Raw genomic sequence first — 3,577 nt, 5'->3', positions numbered from 1 at the left:
AATGTTAAACATTTTTCCAAACTTTCCTTCCACTCAGAAATAGTAATACCAAAAGTAGTTTTTATTAACCCATTGTCTATAACGGAATACTGTGGCCGCTTTGCAGGCGTGGGATATTGAGCTGTGGCGATGGGGTTGATTATGCAATTACTGCCTGTTAATTCTTTTATGGCTAAAGCAAACTGGTACCAGCTTATTATGCCCTGGTTGCAATAATTAAAAATAGTATTATGGGGAGTAATAGGCGAATGCGGAATAACCGCAACAGGATTTTGCTGAATGATGGCCATTATTGCATGGGCTAAATCGGCTGCATAAGTAGGGCAGCCCAGCTGATCGTTTACTACATTAATACTTTCTCTTTCTTTCATTAACCGCAGCATCGTTTTTACAAAATTATTTCCATAAGAAGAATATACCCAGGATGTTCGTATAATAATTACTGATGGATTATTTTGTAAAGCCAGCTCTTCGCCTTTTAATTTAGACTGGCCATAAATACTCACCGGGTTGGTAGCATCGGTTTCGGTATAAGGCTGTTGGGCAGTACCGTCAAAAACATAATCGGTAGAAATATGTATAAGCTGCACATTGAATGTTTTGCAAACAAAAGCTAAATCTGCAACAGCATCCGCATTTATTGAAAAGGCTTTTTCTTTTTCGGATTCTGCTTTATCTACTGCCGTGTAAGCTGCACAGTTTATACAAAAATTTATCTGGTGATTGGTAAAGTATTTTTTTACTGCTTCGTTATCATTTACAGGCAACTCTTCTTTACCTGTAAATAAAAAATTGTATTGCGGATATTGTATGGCCAATGCCCGGAATTCTTTGCCGAGCTGGCCATTGGCACCTGTAACTAATATTGTTTTATCGGCTGCCATTTGAAATTTTAGAAAGTAAAATTATTTATACAATCATGTAATGCCGGATGCTTCAGATCTTTTTCGGAAATAATAGCTTTGTCAGCAGGTATTTGCCAGTTGATATTTAATGCGGCATCGTTATACATTATGCCGCCTTCAGTTTCTTTGTGATAAAACTCATCGCATTTATAAAACACTTCGGCAGTTGGGCTGATTACAGAATACCCATGTGCAAAACCCTGCGGTATCAGTAATTGTTTTTTATTAGCAGCAGAAAGCTCCAATTCAAATACTTTGCCATAAGTGGGAGAGCCTTTGCGTATATCAACTGCCACATCTAATATAGCACCGCTTAAAACCCTTATTAATTTTGTTTGCGCATGTGGGTTTAACTGGTAATGCAAACCACGTATTACGCCATAAGATGATTGGGCCTGGTTATCCTGTACAAATTTTATTGCTACGCCTTCGGCAGAAAAAGTATTTTCATTATAGCTTTCAAAAAAATAACCACGGCTGTCTTCAAACACTTTGGGTTCAAAAACCATCAGGCCCCGGAAATCTGTTTTAACGAAAGGCATCTTGTAATGAATAATTAATTAATAATGGATAATACCAATTGGACATTTAATGTACCCGGTAAAAATGTCAGGTTGAGCTTGTCGAAACCGGGTGCAAGAGTAAACCCGCCTTCGACAAGCTCAGGCTGACAGTGTATTTTAAATGTCCAATTGGTATAATTTACTTGCACAATGAATTTTCAGAAAAAATAAATACTAATTGTAAATTAAAAAATTATATATCATCAATTATAAAATTATCCATTTTTATTTGCTGTACAATTTTTTAAAATATTGAATAGTTTCAATTAATCCATCTTCAAATTTTTTAGTGGGCTGATAGTTCAATAATTTTTGCGCTAAGGAAATATCGGCCAAAGAATCTCTTATATCACCGGCTCTTGGTTCCCGGTAGGTTGCAGCAAAATCGCTGTCCAGTTGCTGCTGGCATATTTTGTACAATTGGTTTACGGTAAATCTTTCGCCAATGGCAACATTGTAGGCTTTGTTAAATGCTTCGTTATTATCTGTTAGCATTCCTTTAATATTTATCTGAACTGCATTATCAACAAAAGTAAAATCTCTTGTTTGTTCGCCATCGCCATTTATATAAACCGGTGTACGGTTAATAATTCCTTTTACAAATAATGGTATAACGGCTGCGTATGGCCCATCAGGATCCTGCCTTGGCCCAAAAATATTAAAATACCTGAAGCCCATTATTTTTAAACCGTATGCCTGGCTAAAAACTTTTGCATACAATTCGTTGGTTCTTTTTGTAACGGCGTAAGGTGATAAGGCATTACCAATTTTGTCTTCCTGCTTGGGTAAGGTTTGCTCATCGCCATACACACTTGATGAAGAGGCATACACCATTTGTTTTACGCCTTTATCAACCGCCGCCTTCATCATGTTTACGGTGCCGGTAATATTTACTTCGCTAAAATAAACGGGTTCTTTTATACTGCGTGGCACACTGCCCAATGCAGCCTGGTGGCTGATGTAATCAATGCCATCACATGCATGCAAACAAATTTCGTTATTGCGTATATCGCCATTAATAAATTCAAAAGCAGGATATTCTTTTAAAACGGTTAAATTACTTTCAAACCCATTTGCTAAGTTATCCAGTACCCTTACTTTTTTTGCACCATGCTTTAATAAATATTCTGCAATGTGGCTACCAATAAAACCTGCGCCACCCGTTACTAAAAATGTTGAAGCACTTAAACCCCCATCCCCTGAAGGGGAGTTATTCCACGTTTCTATTTTTTCTGGTAGTGCCATTATTATTTTATAGTTTTCACTTATGTATGTTTATACTTATTATACCCTTCAAATAATTCCCCTTCAGAGGAAGGGGGCTACAGGCTCCAATACTTCCTGCTGCTTATCTTTCCCCTGTAAATGCCTTTTAAATCTGCAATCATTGCATGTGGTTTTGTGATGGAACTAAAATACGCATCATCTAATTTTTTATAGTCGTTATGAGGTACTGTTACAATCACTGCATCGTAATCATTACTCAGTTGCTGCGTTAATTCAAAACCATATTCATGTTTAAGTTCTTTACTTTCAGCATAAGGATCAGTAACATCTACATTAAGAGAAAATGATTGTAATTCTTTTACCACATCAGCTACTTTGCTGTTTCTTATGTCGCTTACATTTTCTTTAAAGGTGGCGCCCATTATTAAAACTTTAGCAGCTTTTATATTGCTGCTGTTTTGAATAATATGCTGCAGTATTTTTTTAGCCACATATCCTGCCATACCATCATTAATAACACGACCAGCCAAAATTACCTGGCTGTCGTAACCCAATTCTTTTGATTTGTGGGTAAGATAATATGGATCAACACCAATGCAATGCCCACCTACAAGCCCGGGTTGAAATTTTAAAAAATTCCATTTTGTACCTGCAGCTTCTAAAACTTCAAACGTGTTAATATTCATTCTGTCGAAGATGATGCTGAGTTCATTCATCAATGCAATGTTTAAATCACGTTGGGTATTTTCGATAATTTTTGCAGCTTCGGCAACTTTTATAGAGGAGGCTTTGTGTACACCGGCTTTTACAACCAGTTCGTACACTTTTGCAATCGTATCTAAACTTTCGGCACAACATCCGCTTACCACTTTAATAATAGTA

Annotated in this window: 4 protein-coding genes; all 4 read right to left on the bottom strand. The window is 36.7% G+C overall.

What is annotated here, in order from left to right; genetic code table 11:
* Positions 1-884 (bottom strand): dTDP-4-dehydrorhamnose reductase (gene rfbD, locus ACY65O_RS11360; RefSeq protein ID WP_462220975.1); only part of this gene is annotated, 884 nt, incomplete at its 3' end.
* Positions 885-892: 8 nt separating this feature from the next.
* Positions 893-1,447: a dTDP-4-dehydrorhamnose 3,5-epimerase gene (rfbC, locus tag ACY65O_RS11355; RefSeq protein ID WP_462220974.1), complete on the bottom strand. Its 555-nt coding sequence runs from the start codon at positions 1,445-1,447 to the stop codon at positions 893-895.
* A 246-nt stretch (positions 1,448-1,693) separates the two neighbouring features.
* Positions 1,694-2,713 (bottom strand): SDR family oxidoreductase, encoded by a 1,020-nt coding sequence (locus ACY65O_RS11350; RefSeq protein WP_462220973.1) that lies wholly within the window; start codon positions 2,711-2,713, stop codon positions 1,694-1,696.
* Positions 2,714-2,790: 77 nt separating this feature from the next.
* A partial coding sequence (locus ACY65O_RS11345) for a nucleotide sugar dehydrogenase (protein WP_462220972.1) occupies positions 2,791-3,577 on the bottom strand: 787 nt, incomplete at its 5' end.

Origin of the sequence: Ferruginibacter sp. (genome assembly GCF_031430955.1) — a bacterium.
GTDB lineage: Bacteria > Bacteroidota > Bacteroidia > Chitinophagales > Chitinophagaceae > Ferruginibacter.
Note: the sequence above shows the minus strand (reverse complement) of the source record. Positions and strands in the feature narration are given on the sequence as shown.